The organism is Microbulbifer mixtoriginis (SeqCode) (assembly GCF_052466765.1).
On sequence record NZ_CP174289.1, the window covers coordinates 835,169 to 854,834 of the forward strand.

Sequence of the window (19,666 nt, forward strand, 5' to 3'; positions counted from 1 at the left end):
AAAACCAATATTATAAAAAAACTTTAGATAGGCTGACCAGCCAGCCAGTAAAGGGCAAAAAGAAAGAATCCAACACAATCTCGGCATCCAAATCAAGAGCCAAGTGCAACCCCTACATCCTCATCGAACATACAACCACTATTGCATACTTAGTCATACACAAGACATTCCTCTAACAGAAGTAGATTGCCGTTTATCCAGCCATAATGGTACCTGGATACACTTCTGCTACTATTGGCTGGAATAGTACAAAACTATCATTTGATGATCATAAGAAATTTCTTTACCCTAGATTTCCACACACATTTAACCAGTGTCTCAATTTTTAACTTAACGAGGATTTTTATATTGAAATATTTGCAGCTTACCAGCTTTACTCTGACGCTACTTTTAATGGGATGTTCTTCAGAAAATTCTGGAGATCCTAGCCCTGGTGTAGGCTCAGATAAGGATAAACATGGATGTATAGCTTCAGCTGGCTACCTTTGGTGCGCAAAAACAAACGCGTGTGAACGCCCATGGGAGCTGGCAGAGAAGGCTGGTTTTCCAAACACCTCAGATGATTTTGAAGAGTATTGTGGTAAGTAAGAGTGACAGTAAAATATTCGCTGACCCTCAATGCCACGCCAAGACTTATTTCTTTAACCCCTCAAGCTACCAGCCAAGAAAAATACCTCTGCTGATGTAAGCTAACAAACCTACTGTAGCCTCTACATCTATTGCGAGCTTCACACTCACAAGGAATCGGCTTGTACTATTTGCCAGCCTGCTCATTCTGGAACTGAGCCACCCAATGAATGACTGTAAGGCCAGACTAAACAAGCTGTAGCGTCTGGAGGGTAGTACTCTGTATATTCCTGAATGATAGAATTGCCGTTATACTGCATGTTCTTTACGGTCTCATAGCTATAGTTCGAAAGAGACTCTCCGCTAAGTTGGCATCAGCTAAATTCTTACCCTTTTTTGACTCAAAAAGTTCGGGATGCTTATTCTTCCAATTATTGATTGTTTGCCGTGTTGCCTCAAAGAATTTGCCTAGCTCTTTGTCAGCCAGAACCAACTCACTGAGCTTTGTGGCCTGCTCAATCAACCGCTCCAACTTTCTATCAATGCGCTTAAACTCAACTATGTGTTTTTGCCCCAGAGCGTGCATAGCTGATTCATGCTGAATTGCCTGGGTGTTGGCGGCTATCCCTTTCTCAACATCAGAACCCTATATGAAAAAACCAGCCACCAATAAGATAATGCTGGCAATTTGGGCAATAGATATGCTTTTGCTAAGATGCCAATATTCTGCTTGGGTCATAGGCTTTACCAAGCAGAATTAATTTTCTACGAAATTTGATTGATAGAAGGTTTGCTTTGAGGGCAAAAGGGGTTTCGATTACAGGTCTTCAGCGTCCATATTTCGACAGCCCTCGCTTTAAAAAAAGTCCAAAATCTAAAAATTTATGTCCAAAACTTAAAACCAGACAAGCGATATCCAGGTAGATTGTTCATGTTAGAGCAAGGTTATTTAGTTAGTATAAAAGTCTACTCATGCCACCTAGTGGTGCTTTTACAAGGAGAGTCACTATGCCATTCGCTGAACCATGGAGAAGATACTGTTCTGGAGACTTTTTTTATGGATTTTCGGGAAGTAGAGCGAGGCTAATTCAACAGCTAACACAAAGAACCATGCAGGATTTTGCCAGCAAAAACACGGTCGCATGGCTTGATCAATTGCTAACCGGCACTGCTGTACACGATTGTCATTACTTAAATGAAGACTTTAATAATTTCTGTCGTAGTAAAGAGAAATATAAATGTGTTGTATCAGATGATTCCAGTATAGAGCCACCCCAAACAGGGGAGGAATCTGAAGACAACAAAAGGTTCAGGAGAAAGAGTAAAGCTGGAATCGAGTTCTTAGTAAAACACCATCACTTCATACATTTTGCAATAGACTATGATATGGATTGGAATGCCGTAATTACCAAACCAGGACAAGGTGAAGGTTTAGTAGAAGCAAAATTTCCATTTGAAAGAAAAACAATGTATCAGTATGACTTCGGTAATGGTTTAAAAAACCGTGTTATTACATATGCAGAAATTAGATTTATCTATAGAAACAGGAATGACGCAGATTTCATGAAAAGAATACAGTTTTGGTATCAAGATGCCGCTAACTCTGATAGCGCGTTCAGTCCTGAAGCCCCTCCTTGGGAAAGATACCCTGAAATCTGGGAAAACTATAAACCAAAAAGTGAAGCTTGATTAACTGACAACCCATAAAAATCACTATTTATAGTTTGTCCGTCTGAGTACCATGCGTTTTGTCATATGAACGCATGGCACCTATTCCGAGCATGGCCGCTATCATCGAGAACAGCACATCAGTTTCTAGCACTGGCGGTGGAGTCATCCCTGTAAGTATTGAGCCCTTAGCGCTGTAGATAGCCCAGACCCAACACAGCAATGGATATAAAACAAACTGATAAGCGAGAGCCAAGCCCCCAACCCATCCACTCCAGGGACGCCAGCCAGTGACAAATATGCTTTTATGCTGGGCTTCGGCTTTGTTGACCTCCAGCTGTCCGAGAAACAATTGAATTTGAGTATTTAGCTCTACCAAGCTGCCCCTTTGCTTGAGCTCCTCCAGCTTCTGCACTTCCCCAGCACATTTAACCCGGTCAGGCCAACTGCGCTCAATAGCCATTGTGCCTGCATCAAAAATTGCTGTTAGTGGGTCGTAACTCCACTCTGTGAGGCGGGTGCGCTCGCCTGGCAGTATGAGTCATGGTGGCATTAACATGGGCGTTGTGTACGGGGCAGCAGCAACCGGAATTAATGACTATTGGCTTGCCATGGCACTCCCTGACTTTAATCAGGCGATTGAGCGTTTCATCTTTGAAATGGTTTTTGCCACAACAACAGGCGAACTCCGGCTCTGTGAAGTAGTCTTTTTGGGACATTGGCCTCAAATTTTAGGCATAAAAAAAACCGGCTGGGGGGCCGGTTTAAGAAAGGATGAACGGTCGCTGCATGAAAACCAGAGCAGCTATGGGTATAGTAACCCCCGCCCACACAAACTGTCAATATATACAGCTGTATATTTATACAGATCATTACGCTGACTTAAGTTTCAACTCGCCAAACTGGCACAAAAAACCCCGCATTCAGGGAATTTCGGGACATTTAGCTAAGGAATTTCGTACTTATCCCAGTATGGGGCTTCTATATAGTTCTGACAAAGAGAAAGTCAAAGGTTTTCTACTTGCCAATATGGCACCACATTAACTTTTCTCGCTTATTAAACTGCCAGCATAGGTTTACCGCTTGACATTTTAACTTCGCCTCACATTAAATTTTACATCGCCGCCTAATCAAAAAATGGAGAGGACCAATGAGGGCCTACCCGATAATTTTTGCATTAATAATTAACTTATTTTCTTCAAGTAATACATTCGCCAATAAAAGCATGGATAACGTATTAGAGGATTCGAATTATAATTCGCTAAAATCCGTATCCGAACGTTCAATAGCCAATGAAGATATTTCTCGCTCAGACTTAGTTCAACTCACAAATAGAGCGCAGTTTCAAGTAGAAGAATCTAACGCATCCATACAGGCAGGTTTATCTGTTGATGGTCAATCAGTAAGATTTATTACGGAAAAATCTCAGAGTAACCCAGACTTTCTTAACATAACCATCAGGGTTGCTAGCGCGAACTACAGCATAGAGTTAGATCTCGAAAATTCCGAGTATGTAGTGTCTGGTTATGGCTCAAAACTTGGTATTGAAGGAAAACTACTTATTGCCGCTATAGCTTGGAAAATGGAAGAGAATAACTGGCATATATCCGAAAACTTATACAAATCCAAATCATACAGGATCGCCAACTGGTTCTCTGAAATGCCAGCAGGAATGATAATGCATACTATTGACTCAAGAATCAAACCAGAAAAGGGCGAACCAGACTCTTATAATAGACAATTCATTGTACCAAAAATATAAGTATTAGCTGGATTAGTTCAGACATGATCTGACAGTTACCGGTTTTTCAGGAGGTGCTCTATCAGGTTAAGTTTGAACTACTACAGATGAGCGAATATTAGTATGAAAAGTGCTATGTCCATTTTATCGGGGCAAGATCACTACTGAAGAAGGATAACCGGCATGGGGTTTTTATAGAGTTATGACATAGAGGGGGTTAACCTTATCCCCCCCATTTTGGAAAAAACTCTTAATCAATCTCAGAAGAGTTACTTACTACCTTAGATCCAGTCTATGATAAATTCCATTGTTTAAAGCACTTGTTGCCCCATTACCCGCCCAAATCTGAGTATGAGTAAGGTGTAAAGTTGTAAAAGAGGTTACCAAACTCACCACTCCGTTATCATCAAAAACGCCTGAGGTTAGTGCTGAAATATCCCAAATCGTACTATCATAAAAAGAATGAGTAGTCGCAGAATTTATTCCATCCGCATTATAAATCTTAACGTCCCCACTCGATTCATGCCTAAATGCCGTGACCAAGGAGGGCACCACCGAATTATTGTAACGATTTGCCTCCATGTCACTAACGGTCCACTGGGAACTTGAGTAGAAATACCCATAATTAACAACAGAGCTTGTACCTTCACCTCGGTAGATCCTTGTCCCAAATGAAGACTTATAAGCCGTAATAACCTGGTCTCTACCAACACCAGAAAAATCACCGGAAGTCATTGCAGTGATATCCCAGTTATTGATACTGTAGAGACTACCTAAATTTAATATACTTCTAACCCCATCGCCTCGAAAAACCTTAGTTTCATCAGAGTTCATCTTCAAAGCAGTCACTACCTCTGAAACACCATCACCATCAAAATCACCAGAGGTCATCGCGGATACTTTCACTCGCCCATTTGAGTAAATGAGGCCATAGTTCAGTAAGCTAGAGTCACCATCTCCACGAAAAACAATCGTGTGCCCAGAGCCGTCAAGCTCAAATACAGTTATGACCTCATCCTTACCTCTTTCCGAAAAATTCCCAACAGCAAAATCAGTAACATTAAGATAAGGAGATATATAAAGGACGTCTTTTAGATACCTACCCTGCCCGCCTATTGTTCTTACAACCTTACTAAAAGTGCCATAATTAAAGGCAACCAGCAATTCATCCACCCCATCTCCATCAAAGTCGCCCGCGGCTGTAGCGACAACCTCCTCGCTATCAATCTGGGCCCCATGGAAGTATTTTTGCCCTTCATCAACAAAAGTACTTTCATCCCCGCTCCCACCCAGATTTGCTGTCAGATTAATATTTTCAGATGTTTTATATGGAAAGGTTACAATGTTATTTTCAACAACATTGTCATATGAGGACTGCTCACCATTAACAGAATTATGCCAGCTAGATAAAAACGCCCTCTGCCCAACTCTATCTGCGTAATTATCATATATACGATTATCACTACTCCGATCTCTAACTCTGATCGGATCACCAGAGACCAAGTAAAAATAGTTGTCATAAATTTTATTGCCTACACTATCATGGGCGAGATAGACCGCATGAAGCAAGGATTGCTGAGAAGATATATTTTCCGCCCTATAAAACACATTGTTATATATTGAATTATTATCTGAATTTACAAAATCGACTACGCCATACCCTTTGCAGTCACCAGGACAATTAGATACATCAAAAAGAGTCCCAATCTCTATAAAATAGTTATCATGTATATGGTTACACCCATTCCAAGTTGTTGATCTATTATCCCTCCCACCATTGAGAAGAATTGCATAGCTAGCGTAGTGACTTATAGTTAGACGGCTTATCTCTACATTAGTACACTCTCCAACTCCCACTTCTAGCCTAAAAAATACAGCATTCCCCTCCCCCTCAAAAACAGGCTTTTCATCACCGTAAGCAGTTAATTTCAACTTAAATTCACGCGATGTTTTAGTCCAAGAAATAGTCTCACCATAATAGACTCCCCCCCTAATGAAAACAGTAGTATCTCCGTCACTGAAATCGACTAGATAATGCACCCTGCTCAAGGTTTTGACGGGATCAGAAAGAGAAAGCCCTGAATTTTCATCATCCCCATCCGTCGCCATCTAAATAATTTTTGAGAAACCAATCAAAGGGAAACTAACAAACACCCAAAAGACCGCAACCTGAAAAAGAAAAAAAGTTTTCACAATAGCACCCTAGTGTTATCTCTTACTTTACTAACACATACTTCCATTTAGCCTAATTGATTTACCTGCCAACAGACTCACATCAAGAATGATAGCAACAAAGTTACACTCGAAATTAAACATCCACATTAGATATAAAATTAGATTTGACGCCGCTTTAAGGAAGCAGCTAAAAATGGGCAAGTGCTCGACATAATTAAGGGTCAAGCAACCTATCTTGCCAACCCCAAATCCTACGACATTCTCGATCCCACTGACCTTTATTATACCTAAGCAAATGCGGTTCCTGACGAAGATTAATTCGTCTCCCTGTTGCACCACATAAAGTAGAAGGCGGCATACCCAGCAAGTCAGCGATTGGTATGCCACGAGAACAACAGTTACCCACCTATAAAACACTTGGTGCTGTCGCCTGCTGCCCCGATTTGCAATATGTATAGTGAATTAGATTTATCCATGCCGAGAGTAATACAAATTAATATGGCGAGGGATGTGGAATGGCATCAGCCTTAATATCTAGAAAATTTCTTAGCATACCTCGTTGACATAAAGTCGAAAGATTCACAGACTATAAACATAGTAGTATTTATCGAATGATTTAAGAAAAAGGCTTTCCTCATCAACGACAAATAGACCCAGGAGCCGTGAGTTGGCATAGCCAGAAGATCGAGGCTTGAAGTACTTGAAATAGATGTAAGGTTTGATAGCAGAACATAATGCTAGGTCGAAGCCGAGCTGCTCTCTATCTACGACCATCATTGAATAATTACCTGTTAAGGAGCAAAGCGGAGGCCTGACAGGGGACTGAAGATTCTTGAAACGAAAAAGCCCGGCATCAGCCGGGCTTTAAAATATGGCGGTGAGGGAGGGATTCGAACCCTCGATGCCTTTCGACATACACACTTTCCAGGCGTGCTCCTTCGGCCACTCGGACACCTCACCAAATTGTCACCCTCCGCGAGGGTAATCCTCTTTTCAGAGTAGCTCTCTCTTTAGCAAAATCTTCAAGGAAATCAGGAAGATAGCTGCTGTCTCATCGAGAGAGCGCGCACTTTACCCAAATGTTTCCGGTTGTGCAAGTACTAATTTGCTTTCCACTGTGAAAAAAAATCATCCACTTGTAAATCCGGTGCCTGGCGTGCCGCTTTATCGGGGGTTCCACAGTAGATAAACCCATCAATACGTTCATTTTCAGCCAAACCCAAACCTTGGGCAACCTGGGGATTATTGGCTAATGGTCCGGTGCGCCAGTAAACACCCACCCCCTCGGCATAAGCGGCTGTGAGCATTGCCTGCACCGCCCCTGCTGTGGACATATGTTGCTCCAGATGGGGAACCTTGGGGTGTTCCTGTAACCGTGTAATTGCCACAATAATCAAGGGGGCGCGCAGGGGCATCGCCAAGGTGCGTTGACGCTGAGCTTCAGTTAGGGGAACACCTTCAGACTGCTCAGCCGCTTTTAGAAATATTTCCCCAAGGCGCTCGCGCTCTTGTCCCTCTACCATTAGAAACCGCCAGGGGCGTAGGCAGGCGTGATCCGCTGCACGCAGTGCTGCGCGAAAGATATTTTGCCGCTGCTGCTCATTGGGTGCAGGCTCGACCAACTTGCCCGTTGAAACTCTATTATGCAGGGCGGTCAGGGCATCCATCGTTCTCTCCATTTACTGACTGAGCGCTGAGTGTACCCTAACCCATCTGCGCAGCGCATACGTACGCCCCACATAAAAACCCAGTACAGGCATCGGTTTTTTAGCAATCTGGCTTTTGTAGGAGTACACTTCGCTCAGTAAATCACTGCGCAACCACTCGCTCCCAGAGCTTTCCGGGACCAATCTGTGGCCTGCCTGCGGTTTGTTTATTACTGCTTAACGGACAAAAAGATAACCACAAATGCAGGACCAGCTTGAGGGGAACAAAGGGCGAAATATCAGCCCGCATTACTCGACTTATTTTCGCTGCCTAATTCTTTTTGCGGCTGCGGGAACCCTGGTAACTGCAATCGAGTGGTCATCTTCTTGGCAACCAGACAAACTGCTCAATGTTGGTGCAGCGGCTTTTATGCTGATTTATTGCACTTTTGCTCAATTCATACTCTATAGATCCCGCGATAAGAAGGCTTATAAAACCCGTCGCATCCTGAGATTTTCCGATACCGTATTGGTAGGTATTACCGTTGCCCTGGCTAATTTCAGCATGCTGCCATCTCTGTTATTCATTACGATGGTTCAACTCAATGCACTCTCCCTGGGAGGGGGGCGCCAGTGGTTTGAGCACAACACCGGCCTTTTAGTCGGCGTGGTACTGGGCTACCTGATGCACAGACCGGCATTATTGATTAACGCCGACCTCACCATAAGCACCATGAGCCTGATTGGTATCCTGGTCTACCTCTGTGCCTATGCTTTTTTTACCCACCGCCAGATTGGCAAGCTCAAGGAAGCCAACCACGCCCTGGCAACAGAGCAGCGCGTAAGCAAGGTGCGCTCTTACAAACTCTCCAAGTATTTGCCACAACGCCTCTGGCGCTCCGTAACCACCGGCGATGAAGAAGCACTGACTACCCAGCGCAAGCTGCTTACGGTGTTCTTTTCCGACATCAAAGATTTCAGCCAGTTGACCGAAGAGCTCGAAGCGGAAACCTTTACCCTCCTACTCAACAACTACCTCTCAGAGATGGCCCGAATCGCTGGCCAGTATGGGGGCACCATCGACAAATTTATTGGCGATGCGGTGATGGTGGTCTTTGGGGATGATGAAAGTAAGGGCCCCAAATCCGACGCCCTGCGCTGTGTGGCTATGGCTTTGGCGATGCGCAAGCGGGTACGGGAAATGAAGCAGGAGTGGTACAACAAAGGGATCTCACGCCCTTTGCAGGTGCGCATGGGCATTAACACTGGCTATTGCACCGTGGGTATCTTCGGCACAGCCAACTACCAGTCTTACACCGTAATGGGCACCCACGTGAACCTGGCTTCCCGCCTTGAAGGCGCAGCACAGCCGGGGGAAATCCTGATTAGCCATGAGACCTGGGCAATGATCAAACACACTGTTATGTGCCGAGACAAAGGGCATATTACGGTGAAGGGCATCAGCACCCCGGTTAAAGTCTACCAAGTCACCGACTTGCGTAAGAATCTCGGCGGACAGCAGAGTTACCTGGAGGAGCACGCCCCAGGCTTTTCTATGCACCTAGACCTGGATAAGATTCGCAACTACGACAAGGTCAAGGTACTGCAATCCCTGGAAAAAGCCACAACCAGCCTTAAAAGCAAAGTGATTATCTGAGCTTAGCGACCCGTCACATTGTGGTATGCATTCTCATTGCCAGGTTCCCCATGATCCAGGCAGTCCCCAAGACAATAATCAGTAAAATCAGCGTTGAAAAAAGGATCAGAGCCAGGTTATCCCGCCCTTCCTTTTGCGTTGTCACATTCAAGAAGCATTTGAGCTGTACCGCCAATTGGGCCACCCCAAGTAAACCTACTAGTATAAGTACACTCTTGTATTCCTTACCCAGAGCCAGTACCGCCCAGAATGCAGCCAACGTAAACACAACCGACAGCACATACCCGGTAAGATAGGTGCGCAAATGTGCGGAAAAACCGGATTTTTCAGCCATAGACCCAGCCACCAAAATAAACTACTGAGAAAATCCCAATCCAAATCAAATCCAGGAAATGCCAGAAAAGCGCCAACCGTAAAAAGCGCAACTTCACCAAATCAGTCATGCCCACTGTAAGTACCTGTGCGATCATGACCAGCATCCACAGGCAGCCAAAGCTGACATGTAAACCATGTAGGGGCACCAAACCAAAGAAGGCTGATAGATAGCCGCTGCGCTGGGGCGTCCCTCCCTTGGCTGCCATTTCAGAGAAATCGAGCAACTCAAGAGTTAAGAAGCCCAGCCCCAATAGTAAAGTCACCACCACCCAAAACAGGAAACTACCCTGGCTGCGCTGGTGCTTCATGGTGATAGTGGCTATCCCCACAGTGAGACTGCTGGTGAGTAGCAACATGGTCTGCGCAAAAAGGCTGCCGAAATCAAATAGCTCCCTGGGACCTGGGCCGCCTGCGGTCGCACCAATCATGGTGATATAGATAGCGAAAACGACCCCGAAAAAAATCAGGTCGCTCATCATAAAAACCCAGAATCCAAAGATCACCATATCCGGGTCTTTATGAATGGCTCCAGGGCTCTCTCTCATCCCCTTATTTAGCGCTGATGAATTCCCGTTCATCGGTTACTAATGCTCCAACTTAGCGTAGCCATGGTTTTGCGGAGTATTTTCCAGATCCCTGCCCACCGGTTCGGTATTTTTCACTAGTGTCAGCCACTTCTCCGTATCCTGCTGTACCTGACTCGCCGGAATAATTTGCTCACTGTCCCAGCGGAAGGTAGAGGCGATTACCACAATGATAATGGCCAGAACGGAAATCAGGGCCAACCACCACATGTACCAGACCAATGCAAACATTAGGATGCCGCTCAGAGCGCATAGAATAAATCCCAAAGGGTTATTCTTGGGCATCTCTATATCCCGATAGACTTTTGGCGGTAAATAAGCACGCCCCTGCTCCTTAGCCTCATTAAATTCATCCCGGTCCGTTACCCTCGGCAGTTCCGCAAAATTGTAGGAAGGCGCAGGGGCTGGGATCGACCATTCCAGAGAGCGCCCATCCCAAGGGTCCCCCACAGGAACACGATTTTTCTTGCGATCCCGTAAACTGACCAGCAACTGCAATACCAGGCTGATCAATGCGCATAACACCACCATGGCCCCGATAAAAGCCACCACCATGTAGGGTTTGAAAGTCAGATCCATATAGCTGAATGAGCGCCTTGGCATCCCCAGTAATCCTGCACCATAAAGGGGAAAGAAAGTGAGCATAAACCCGGCTACCCAAAGATATGCCGACCACTTACCCAAGCGCTCATCCAGGCGAAAACCAAACGCCTTGGGGAACCAGTAGTTATATCCGGCCAGCAAACCAAACAGCACTCCTGGAATTAGCACATTATGGAAGTGCGCCACCAAAAACAGAGTATTGTGTACTTGGAAATCTACCGTGGGGTTCGCCAGAATCACTCCAGACAATCCACCGATCACGAATAAAATCAAAAATCCGATGGCGTAAATCATTGGAGTGGTAAAACGAATTCGTCCGCGATACATCGTCGCCATCCAATCGTAAACTTTGACCCCGGTTGGCACCGCGATCAGCATGGTGGCGATACCAAATACAATATTGATGGTGGGACTCTGCCCCATGGTAAAGAAGTGATGAAGCCACACGGTAAAGCTCAATACGGCAATAGACATGGTGGCAATTACCAATGACTTGTAGCCATATAGGCGCTTGGCGGAGTAAGTGGAGAACACCTCAGAAAAAATACCGTAGGCCGGCAGCACCAACAAATAGACCTCCGGGTGTCCGAACAGCCAAAATAAATTGGCATAGTTCATCATATTGCCACCGAGATCATTGGTGAAAAAGTGAAAATCCAAATAGCGGTCGAAACCGAGCATTAACGCCGCAACACTGAGTGGCGGCATAGCAAAAATCATCAGGATGGAGGAACACAATACCGTCCAGCAAAACATGGGCATACGGAAAAATTTCATGCCCGCAGCACGGCATTTTAAAATGGTGACGGTAAAGTTAATCCCCGTAAGAGTGGTACCGGCCCCGGAAAATACAATCGCCCACACCCAGTAGTCTGGTCCCACGCCGGGATTAAAGTCCGCCCCCGTATAAGGCGGGTAGGCAGACCAGCCCCCAGTAGAGAATTCTCCCACCACCAGTGAGACCATCAACAGAATCCCAGAAGACACGGTGACCGCCAAGCTAATCTGGTTAAGTACTGGGAAGGCAACATCGCGGGCACCAATCTGTAATGGCATTACAAAGTTGACCAGACCCACAACAAAAGGCACGGCAACAAAGAAAATCATAATAGTGCCGTGGGTGCTAAATAGCTGAGCGAAGTGATCTGCGTAGAGAAAACCATCTGGGGCAGCAGCCTGCTGTGCCCGCATCACCATGCCTTCCAGCAGTCCTCTGGTCATCATCACCAGTGCAAAGACTATGTACATGATGCCAATTCTTTTATGGTCTGTGCTGGTCAGCCATTCAGACCACAAAGTGCCCCATACGCGAAACCAGGTCAGCAGGGCGAGGATGGCGATGGTGGCAAAAACAACAATGGCACCAGCGGTACTGGCCACCACTTCACTTACCGAAAAATCGGTAAACAGCTTACTGAAAACGATAGAATCCCAGCCCAGCTTTCCCAGCCAGCCATAGTCGGTAATATTCATGGCTGCGCACCCTCTGTTTTATCCTCACCCTGACCAAACTTCACCGTGCCGGGCTGCTCTTCCATACTAAGGGGCTTGCCCGAGTGATATCGCATAACAATGCTTTGAAACAGCTCGGGATCGGCAATGGTAAAATAGAGGGCATTGCTGGGCATTTGAGGCGTGGCCAGCTGCTTTTGCATCTCTTTGCGGGTACTTCTTTCAGCCAGGCGATTATAGGTCTGAGCATCCAGCTCAATCCCCCTGGCGCGGACCTGCGCTACCCAGGCCTGAAAATCCTCTTCACTTTTAATCAATACATCAAATTTCTGCTCAGTAAATCCCTTGCCGGTATATTGGGTGTTTTCACCCTGGGTTTTACCATTCTTAGTGGCAATAAAATTGAGTCGTGTGGTCATGCCCGGCATCACATAGATCTGCCCCGCTAACGCCGCAATCCAAAAAGACTGCATCACGGTATCGCTGGTTAAAATCATGGAGACCGGAGTGTGTACAGGAACAACCAGTTCACCTACTGTGGCAATTTTTAAGTCTGGGTAGATAAACAACCACTTCCAGTCCAGTCCCACCACTTGCACTTGGACAGGAGGAAATACGCCTTCTATTTCCTCATAGGGGTCCAGAGCAATGGTTGCGCGCCAAAGCATAAAAGAGAGAACAAAAATCACCATAAAGGGAACACCCCACATGACGACTTCCAAAGGGCCGTAAGACTCCCACTTGGGCGCATAAATACCTTTTCCCTTCTTACGGCGATACTTAAATAGAATAACTGGCACCAGAATAAACACGGGCAGCACCGCTACCATGGTAAGTGCTGTCGCCCAGAAAAAATGGGTTTTCTGTTCATGGGCAACGGGCCCCAACGGCATCAGAAAACTTTCAGTGGCAGAGCTTGAAGAGGGAATCAAAAAAAGAAAAAGAAATGCGAAAAGAAGGCATACTAACCAGAAGGATCGGTACTCAATACAACCCCAGTAGCGAACCCAGTATTGCACAAACCTGACAGGGGCCACGGTATTCCAATCCATTGCAATGCCTACCGACCTTAGGATTCAGCAGGCATTCCTATCAGATTACCCGCCACAAAAAATTCACCGTACACATAAACCACATCAGGTGCTCAGCACACTCTTCCGTACGGCTCTTCTCACCAGAATAGCTGAACAAATTATGTTTTAACTTCACCTACCCCGCAGGAGGAAATGGTTTGTGGTGACCAACACCATGAAACGATGGCATCAGCGCCTAGAAAACACCATCCTTCATCATTTGTTGAATAACTGTTTCCACATATTCCAGGGCATCTCCTTCCCTGGGACGGCGAATTTCCCCCATCATATAGTTCGCCAGGAAACTTTCGGATTCCAGGGACCAATACACCTCTTCCGATGGCGCAAAATATAAACGGGTTTCGACAATGGCCACTTGAGAGTTGGAAATATTCCTGTTCAGTTGTTTAAAGCTGATCAACTGTGTCACCAATAGCGTGTCAAATTGATATTCAGCCAGGACGTCAGCCAGCTCCCCCATCGTGGGAACCTTGCCATCGGCCGCAACATCACTCCATGAGAGGGCATTCACGCCGTAGCGGCCCAACTGCTCCACCCAAATACTCTCCACATAGATGCCAACTATTGGGCGAGGAACCAAGGTAAAGGCCAGGACCAAAGTTTTTCCCAGCGAGCGCTCTGCAACCAGCGGCGAATGCCAAGTGTCAGTCACCACTGTTCTCGGTGAATTACAGGAGGTTAAAAAACCGCATAGCAAAATAAAGCGCAACATTATTGATATCGCACATTTGAAACCACTAGAACGAGATGCGGCTGGTGAACTGGGTCCGCCAGACTGAACCATAGGCTCCATCTTTGTCCTCCCTGGTTCCATAAAGGGCCTCAACGCCAAACAGCCAATGCGGCGTCGGGGTCCAGGTCAGATTAATACTGCTGTATTGGGTTTGATAAAATGAGGAGCCCGGCTGGAAGTCCAGATTGTCCTGATGCACCAGCCCATAGGTTGCCACAGTATAGAGGCACGGACTCCACCAGTGTTGATAAGCCAAATACCAACCCAGAGTTGGAATCGCCTCCAGCCGATTATTGACGAAGTCATAACTCGCGTCGGGGGGCTCATCATCCAGAAGGCTTCCATAGCCATAGCCATAGCTAAAGGAGTAGGAGGCAAAATCCGGCGCAAGCCTACCGGGCATATCAATCACGCCACTTAAATTGATACCCCATCCGGTATCCGAAACAGCAGACTGTGGTTCCCCACTGCCACGCAGGTCCCTCAGGATAAAACTGCCCTGAAAGTTAATGCGGTCTGTTTGGGAAATAACCGCTACCACAAAGTCCGGCCAGCGAGACACTTCCAGTGCATTCTGAAAAACCCGATCAGTTGGCGCATCCAGGGAGACCTGCAGGGTGAGAGTTGGATCATATTTACGGCTCCAACGTGCAACCGGACGCATGAGCGCTAACAGTGAATTGGGGCCTTCGTAATCCAGGGTGTTTGGTGAGGCGGTTAAATTACTGAACGTGGACCAGTCGAGGCCCAGCCGTAAATCTCCGCCCAGCAAAATATCACTGACCTGGCCGTATGCTTTGCGCAGACGCAGCAAAGGCTCACTGACTGTCGGATCGCGAAGGAAATCCATAGAAAATTCATTTTCGATTAAACGACCGCCCCAGGGCGTTCTTGACTTGAGCACTAGTCTCGATACCTGAACGGAAACATTGGTCTGACCATCCTCACCCTCCGCTGCGGTTCTATTGCTGGTGACAATAGCACTGGTCGTGAACTCAGCCGGGCTGACAATGGCGCCGGTGTCATAGTTAGCATCCAGCTCGGCGAAGCCATTAATTTTTATTCGAGTGCGACTGCCGAGCACAGGGATAGACCCCGGCCAGTCGGTCGGTACACTGGAAATGATTTCTTCGATATCCGTCTGTTCCGGATGCTTTGGATCTCCCCTGGCCCGAGGAGGCGGCAGGGAGCCAGGCGGGATATCTTTGCGTATGAGCTCTAATTGATCGCGCAAATCATCGAGCGCAACGCTATCCACAGGCTCACTATATTCTCTCGATGGAGGAACTGACGGCATTGGTACTGCCGGAACTGGCGCAGCCGGGGAATTTTCTGGGGGCCTCGCCCTGCGCAGCTCCTCCACCTGTTGCCGCAAAGCCTCTAGATCAGCCTTTTGCTGCCGGATTTGCGCTTCCTGTGCCTCGAGTTGGCGCTGCTGCGCCTCGATCACCTTCATCAATTGATCGGCTTCAACATAAACCTGGGCATTGGCGGGAGTGGAGGAAATAATTTGGATGAAAACCACAAGCACAGCGGGTAGCGCTGGAGACTGTGTTTGGATTTCCATATCTAGGGGGCCTATGGATCTGTGTAAATCATTGGCGATACATCAATTGCAGCTTATTTACTTTTTATCGAGCCAAGAAAAGTGAATAGCCACTAATGTAACTGCACAGGCCCATCGATAGGCTACATCCAATACGCCTGCACCCAAAAAGCTATCCAGGAAAGCTTAGCCCAAGCGGGAACAGCGCCACGTGTGACACAAGATTTAAGGCTGGAGCGTTTTAATGCTGTGGGATTTGACGATATTGGCCACAGAAATACCTGAGACCAATATCACCAGTATTAGCAATAATTTACTGACGGGCGAAGCGCGGCGGTAGAGGCTTTTCAATGCAGGTGGAGCGCAGCGGGTTGATATCCAGCCCTCCCCTACGGGTATAGCGGGCACAAACTGTTAACTCGGAAAAGTCCGCAAGGTTTTGCAGATCGCAAAAAATCCGCTCCACACAGTGTTCGTGAAAATCCTGATGCTCACGGAAGGAAATAATGTAGGCCAATAGCGCTTCGCGCTGCAGCATCGGCCCCTTGTATTCCACCATTACCGTCGCCCAATCCGGCTGGCCGGTAACCGGGCAATTACTGCGCAGCAAGTGGCTGTAGAGAGTTTCAGTAACCTCCATACCACTCTCTTCCAGCGCCAGCAGTGTCGAGTCCGGCTGGTATTGCTCTACGGCAATATCCAGCTGGTCGAGACAGAACCCTTGCGGCCTCTGCACATCCAGGGAGATATCTTCCACCTCCAGCAGGGTCACTTCCACAGCCATACCCACCGCAGCGCTTAGATCCCGCACCAGGGTATCCTGAACCAGCTGCCAGGAATCGAAGCGGCTTTGGTTAAAGGAGTTTAAGTACAATTTGAAGGACTTGGACTCCACCATACAAGGGCTTTCCGCGGGAAAGCTGAAGCGCGCCACCGCCACTTGGGGTTTGCCTCTGGTATTGAGCCAGGAGAGCTCAAATCCCCACCACTCATCTTCCCCAAAAAATGGCAGGGCGCCAACGGACAGCCCCAGTTGGGCTCGGGAAATGGATCGCTGAATCGGGTGCAGTAGCTCTGGGTTATAGCTAGATTCGTAAACGGTTTCCCGACCCAGCGGGAGGTTCTGCCAATCTTCTCTGCTCATACTCAACCTCAGTGCCTCAATCGCTTGCCGTGACTCATCAGGTAAAGTCCCCAGCTGGCGAGAAGCGCAATAAAAACCAAGACCCCAACAAATGCCCAGGCCACATTAATGTCGGAAACACCCAGGATTCCATAGCGAAAGGAATTCACCATATAGAGAATCGGGTTCAATTTCGACAATCCTTGCCAAAAGGGCGACAACAGATCGATGGAGTAGAAAACACCACCCAAATAGGTAAGCGGGGTCAAAACAAAAGTGGGAATAATCGATATGGCGTCAAAGCTGTTGGCATAAATCGCATTGATAAAACCCGCCAGAGAGAATAGCGCCGATGTGAGAAACACAATAGCGATGGTGACTCCCAGGTGTTCGACACTGAGAGAAGTAAAAAACATCGCTACTAAAGTGACAATCAGGCCAACGACCAAGCCACGCGCCACACCGCCCAATACATAGCCAGCCATCACCGCCCAATTTGGCGTAGGCGAGACCAACAATTCCTCAACGCTGCGCTGAAACTTAGCACTGTAAAAAGAGGACACGACATTGCCATAGGAGTTGGTGATCACTGACATCATAATCAGCCCAGGCACCACAAACTCCATATAAGGGTATCCGCCCATTTCCCCGATACGGCTGCCAATAAGAGAGCCGAAAATCACAAAGTACAACGTCATGGTGATCACCGGCGGCACCAGGGTCTGTGGCCAGATGCGCATAAAGCGGCGCACCTCCCGGCGGAAAATAGTGCTGAAGGATATCCAGGTCAACTTACCGCTCACGAATCCAACCCCTCTTCTTTTTCCTCGGACAACATTGAAATAAACAATTCTTCCAGGCGGTTGGCACGGTTGCGCATACTGGTCACGGTAACGCCCTGGGCCTTGAGCTCGACAAAGACCTCTGTCAGTGACTGCCCTTTTTCTACAGTGATTTCCAGGGAATGATTATCCAACAGGCAGCATTTAAACCCCGTAAGCTCCGGTGCCTTACTTAGGTATTCGCTGCAGTCGAGAATAAATGTCTCGCGGTTGAGAGTCTTCAGCAGGGACTTGATAGAGGTATTCTCAACGATAACACCCTTATCGATAATGGCGATATTGCGGCACAGGCTCTCCGCCTCCTCCAGGTAATGGGTAGTGAGAATAATGGTGGTACCTCGAGCGTTAATTTCCTCCAGGAAGCTCCACATGGAGCGACGCAGCTCGATATCCACCCCAGCAGTAGGTTCATCCAGAATCAGTAGTTTTGGCTCGTGAATCAGCGCCCGTGCAATCATCAGGCGGCGCTTCATCCCCCCAGACAGCATACGCGCCTGTGTGTGTCGCTTGTCCCAAAGTCCCAACTGCTTCAGATATTGCTCTGTGCGCTCCTCTGCCAACTTGCGCGGCATTCCATAGAATCCCCCCTGAGTAGCCACAATATCGAAGACTTTTTCAAACTGACTGAAATTGAACTCCTGCGGCACCACGCCTAAAAGGCGCTTGGCAGCGGCAAAATCACTGTCGATATCGACACCAAAAATCGACACACTACCGGCAGTCTTGCGCACCAATGAGCAGATAATGCCAATAGTAGTGGACTTACCTGCACCATTGGGGCCCAGCAGAGCAAAGAAGTCCCCCGGCTGCACTTCGAAGCTGATCCCTTTCAGGGCCTGGAAGCCGCCTTCGTAGGTTTTTTGCAGGTTATGGATAGATAGCGCGGCGGTCATTGTGAATTCCTATGCTGAAGGCGCCATTCAACGCGCTTGCCCGAATAATTTCAACCGGCGGAAACACAGGGAAGCCCAAAGCCGCGGAGGCGGAATTCCAGGCGCACAGTCGCACTCCGGCAATACCAGTGCAAGCAATAAACTTAGAAGCAATATATCGGAAAATAAAAAAGCCGCTCAATTGAGCGGCTTTTTTATTTTGGAGCGGGAAACCGGGTTCGAACCGGCGACCTCAACCTTGGCAAGGTTGCGCTCTACCAACTGAGCTATTCCCGCGTTTTGTGTTGGCCCGGCAGCATTGCTGCCGGGCCGTATTGGCATCCCCAAGGGGAGTCGAACCCCTGTTACCGCCGTGAAAGGGCGGTGTCCTAGGCCTCTAGACGATGGGGACAGAAACTTTGCACTACAACCTCTTCGGTCCCGTGCTGCCACGCTGTCCATGGCTTTGCCACCTCGCGGTGACTTTACTTTTGAATGGAGCCAAAGATCCATCCAAAAATAAAATTGGAGCGGGAAACCGGGTTCGAACCGGCGACCTCAACCTTGGCAAGGTTGCGCTCTACCAACTGAGCTATTCCCGCAATTTGACCCGGTAGCATTGCTACCGGGTCGTATTGGCATCCCCAAGGGGAGTCGAACCCCTGTTACCGCCGTGAAAGGGCGGTGTCCTAGGCCTCTAGACGATGGGGACAGAAACTTGCACTTCGACCTTATGGTCCGGTGCTGCCATGCTGCCCATGGCAATGCCACTGATTTCTCGGTGGCGTGCTTTGTGAGCTGACTAGAGGTCAGCTCACAAAGCGGAAACTTGGAGCGGGAAACCGGGTTCGAACCGGCGACCTCAACCTTGGCAAGGTTGCGCTCTACCAACTGAGCTATTCCCGCGTGGCATCCCCAAGGGGAGTCGAACCCCTGTTACCGCCGTGAAAGGGCGGTGTCCTAGGCCTCTAGACGATGGGGACCCAGA

The 19,666-nt window shown here is 47.7% G+C and carries 18 protein-coding genes and 7 tRNA genes; 4 read left to right on the forward strand and 21 right to left on the reverse strand.

Translation table 11 applies throughout. The features are described from left to right. Positions 1-348: 348 nt before the first annotated feature. Positions 349-588 carry a hypothetical protein gene (locus ACJJIV_RS03580; RefSeq protein ID WP_444890775.1) on the forward strand — a complete coding sequence of 80 codons (240 nt, stop codon included), beginning with the start codon at positions 349-351 and terminating at the stop codon, positions 586-588. Between the two features lie 304 nt (positions 589-892). Here ACJJIV_RS03580 and ACJJIV_RS03585 read toward each other — a convergent pair whose 3' ends face one another. Further along, positions 893-1,153 carry a hypothetical protein gene (locus ACJJIV_RS03585; protein ID WP_444890776.1) on the reverse strand — a complete coding sequence of 87 codons (261 nt, stop codon included), beginning with the start codon at positions 1,151-1,153 and terminating at the stop codon, positions 893-895. A gap of 422 nt (positions 1,154-1,575) precedes the next feature. Here ACJJIV_RS03585 and ACJJIV_RS03590 point away from each other — a divergent pair, with 422 nt between their 5' ends. Further along, a complete protein-coding gene (locus tag ACJJIV_RS03590; RefSeq protein WP_444885476.1) occupies positions 1,576-2,256 on the forward strand; it encodes a hypothetical protein in 681 nt (226 codons plus the stop codon). 28 nt (positions 2,257-2,284) lie between these two features. Here ACJJIV_RS03590 and ACJJIV_RS03595 read toward each other — a convergent pair whose 3' ends face one another. Together ACJJIV_RS03595 and ACJJIV_RS03600 are read right to left on the reverse strand one after the other, a co-directional pair. Next, a complete protein-coding gene (locus ACJJIV_RS03595; protein ID WP_444891691.1) occupies positions 2,285-2,773 on the reverse strand; it encodes a 3TM-type holin in 489 nt (162 codons plus the stop codon). Next, positions 2,709-2,954: a D-Ala-D-Ala carboxypeptidase family metallohydrolase gene (locus ACJJIV_RS03600; RefSeq protein WP_444890777.1), complete on the reverse strand. Its 246-nt coding sequence runs from the start codon at positions 2,952-2,954 to the stop codon at positions 2,709-2,711. The genes ACJJIV_RS03595 and ACJJIV_RS03600 overlap by 65 nt, the downstream gene beginning before the upstream one ends. Before the next feature lie 431 nt (positions 2,955-3,385). Between ACJJIV_RS03600 and ACJJIV_RS03605 the strand changes: the two genes are divergently transcribed. Continuing rightward, positions 3,386-3,997, forward strand: coding sequence for a hypothetical protein (locus tag ACJJIV_RS03605; protein WP_444890778.1), 612 nt, complete (start codon positions 3,386-3,388; stop codon positions 3,995-3,997). 255 nt (positions 3,998-4,252) lie between these two features. Here the strand turns inward: ACJJIV_RS03605 and ACJJIV_RS03610 are convergent, their stop codons facing one another. From ACJJIV_RS03610 to ACJJIV_RS03620, 3 genes are all read right to left on the reverse strand, one after another. Beyond that, entirely contained in the window at positions 4,253-6,085 is a 1,833-nt protein-coding gene (locus ACJJIV_RS03610; protein WP_444890779.1) for a hypothetical protein, read from the reverse strand. A gap of 938 nt (positions 6,086-7,023) precedes the next feature. Next, positions 7,024-7,111 (reverse strand) — tRNA-Ser (locus ACJJIV_RS03615). A gap of 140 nt (positions 7,112-7,251) precedes the next feature. After that, the gene (locus tag ACJJIV_RS03620) at positions 7,252-7,818 is read right to left on the reverse strand and encodes a nitroreductase family protein (RefSeq protein WP_252085300.1); all 567 of its coding nucleotides are present in this window, start codon (positions 7,816-7,818) and stop codon (positions 7,252-7,254) included. Between the two features lie 241 nt (positions 7,819-8,059). On the opposite strand from ACJJIV_RS03620, the gene ACJJIV_RS03625 reads away from it, so the two are divergent. Further along, on the forward strand, positions 8,060-9,454 hold the full coding sequence (locus ACJJIV_RS03625; RefSeq protein WP_444890780.1) for an adenylate/guanylate cyclase domain-containing protein: 1,395 nt from the start codon (positions 8,060-8,062) through the stop codon (positions 9,452-9,454). 13 nt (positions 9,455-9,467) lie between these two features. Here ACJJIV_RS03625 and cyoD read toward each other — a convergent pair whose 3' ends face one another. From cyoD to ACJJIV_RS03700, 15 genes are all read right to left on the reverse strand, one after another. Further along, the gene (gene cyoD / locus ACJJIV_RS03630) at positions 9,468-9,788 is read right to left on the reverse strand and encodes a cytochrome o ubiquinol oxidase subunit IV (protein WP_252085298.1); all 321 of its coding nucleotides are present in this window, start codon (positions 9,786-9,788) and stop codon (positions 9,468-9,470) included. After that, positions 9,781-10,407, reverse strand: a complete 627-nt coding sequence (locus ACJJIV_RS03635; protein WP_252085297.1) for a cytochrome c oxidase subunit 3 — start codon at positions 10,405-10,407, stop codon at positions 9,781-9,783. The genes cyoD and ACJJIV_RS03635 overlap by 8 nt, the downstream gene beginning before the upstream one ends. A gap of 6 nt (positions 10,408-10,413) precedes the next feature. After that, positions 10,414-12,489 (reverse strand): cbb3-type cytochrome c oxidase subunit I, encoded by a 2,076-nt coding sequence (locus tag ACJJIV_RS03640; protein WP_444888549.1) that lies wholly within the window; start codon positions 12,487-12,489, stop codon positions 10,414-10,416. Continuing rightward, positions 12,486-13,361, reverse strand: coding sequence for a ubiquinol oxidase subunit II (locus tag ACJJIV_RS03645; RefSeq protein ID WP_444890781.1), 876 nt, complete (start codon positions 13,359-13,361; stop codon positions 12,486-12,488). Before ACJJIV_RS03645 ends, ACJJIV_RS03640 begins: the two co-directional genes overlap by 4 nt. 376 nt (positions 13,362-13,737) lie before the next feature. Next, a complete protein-coding gene (locus ACJJIV_RS03650; protein ID WP_444890782.1) occupies positions 13,738-14,214 on the reverse strand; it encodes a hypothetical protein in 477 nt (158 codons plus the stop codon). Between the two features lie 85 nt (positions 14,215-14,299). Continuing rightward, complete coding sequence (locus ACJJIV_RS03655) at positions 14,300-15,862, reverse strand: hypothetical protein (RefSeq protein WP_444890783.1); 1,563 nt, start codon at positions 15,860-15,862, stop codon at positions 14,300-14,302. 292 nt (positions 15,863-16,154) lie between these two features. After that, the gene (queF, locus tag ACJJIV_RS03660; protein WP_444890784.1) at positions 16,155-16,985 is read right to left on the reverse strand and encodes an NADPH-dependent 7-cyano-7-deazaguanine reductase QueF; all 831 of its coding nucleotides are present in this window, start codon (positions 16,983-16,985) and stop codon (positions 16,155-16,157) included. 8 nt (positions 16,986-16,993) lie between these two features. Beyond that, entirely contained in the window at positions 16,994-17,767 is a 774-nt protein-coding gene (locus ACJJIV_RS03665; protein WP_444890785.1) for an ABC transporter permease, read from the reverse strand. Beyond that, positions 17,764-18,699: an ABC transporter ATP-binding protein gene (locus tag ACJJIV_RS03670; RefSeq protein WP_252085290.1), complete on the reverse strand. Its 936-nt coding sequence runs from the start codon at positions 18,697-18,699 to the stop codon at positions 17,764-17,766. Before ACJJIV_RS03670 ends, ACJJIV_RS03665 begins: the two co-directional genes overlap by 4 nt. 200 nt (positions 18,700-18,899) lie before the next feature. After that, positions 18,900-18,975 (reverse strand) — tRNA-Gly (locus tag ACJJIV_RS03675). Between the two features lie 39 nt (positions 18,976-19,014). Next, a tRNA-Glu gene (locus ACJJIV_RS03680) sits at positions 19,015-19,090 on the reverse strand. Positions 19,091-19,204: 114 nt separating this feature from the next. Continuing rightward, positions 19,205-19,280 (reverse strand) — tRNA-Gly (locus tag ACJJIV_RS03685). Between the two features lie 34 nt (positions 19,281-19,314). Continuing rightward, positions 19,315-19,390: transfer RNA gene (locus ACJJIV_RS03690), tRNA-Glu, on the reverse strand. 118 nt (positions 19,391-19,508) lie between these two features. Continuing rightward, positions 19,509-19,584, reverse strand: a tRNA-Gly gene (locus ACJJIV_RS03695). 1 nt (position 19,585) lies between these two features. After that, positions 19,586-19,661: transfer RNA gene (locus tag ACJJIV_RS03700), tRNA-Glu, on the reverse strand. Positions 19,662-19,666 lie beyond the last annotated feature (5 nt).